Annotated in this window: 1 pseudogene; it reads right to left on the minus strand. The window is 46.2% G+C overall.

The features are described from left to right. Positions 1-756: pseudogene (citM, locus tag ACWHAR_RS24770) on the minus strand (citrate transporter CitM); the annotation flags it as partial. Positions 757-880 lie beyond the last annotated feature (124 nt).

Below are 880 nucleotides of genomic sequence, written 5' to 3' on the forward strand. Positions count from 1 at the left end.
ACTGACTTTACCCGATACTAAACATCCTATTAAAGAAAGCGTTAACAATAAATTGAACCACCAAAGCTTCGGCCGCTTCCACTCATCTTCAACCGCAGCAGCCGGTTCATTGGCATTGGCTGGCTGTTTCAGTTCAATCACACCAAGGCGCTTTCGTTCCGCTTTTCCAAGCACATACGCAACCGCCACCATACAAAGCATCCCGCTTGCAATGACAGGAATCATCGGCCCTGTTAGCTCAGCTGGATCAACCCCCAGCGCACTCGCCGCCCTCGGCGTCGCACCGCCCCATGGAATCGTGTTCATGATTCCCATGCCGACTCCCGCGATTCCTGCCAAGATAATTGGCCGGATGCCTAGCAGCAAATAGAGCGGAAGCATGGCGCTTGTCGTAATCATGTACGTTGTCGAGCCATCTCCGTCCAAGGCGACGAGCATTGTAAGAACCGCTGTCCCGACAACAATTTTTAAAGGGTCTCCTTTGACCATGCTTAAAATTTTGCCAACCATTGGATCAAACAGGCCTGTATCAATCATAATTCCAAAATATAAGATCGCAAACATAATCATGACCGCAGTCGGCGCGACTTGCTGAATCCCCGAAATCATCATGTCCCCAACTTCAGTAAATCCAAATCCGGCGATAAGCGCAAACACAATCGGCGTCAAAACTAATGCTGTTAAAACAGAAAGCCGTTTTGTCATGATCAATGCCATAAACACAAGCATCATGAGAAAGCCTAAGATTGCTAACACATCCATTCCCCCTTAAATGAATCCGCTTACATTTTTTTCTCCCTTACTCCCCTTTTTGTCTTACCTTTTTGCAATCGTATGGGAAAACCAACCGCAAGTAAATAATTTGTTTTTTTTGTATTTT

The sequence above is a fragment of the Bacillus sp. LR--39 genome (genome assembly GCF_053613335.1).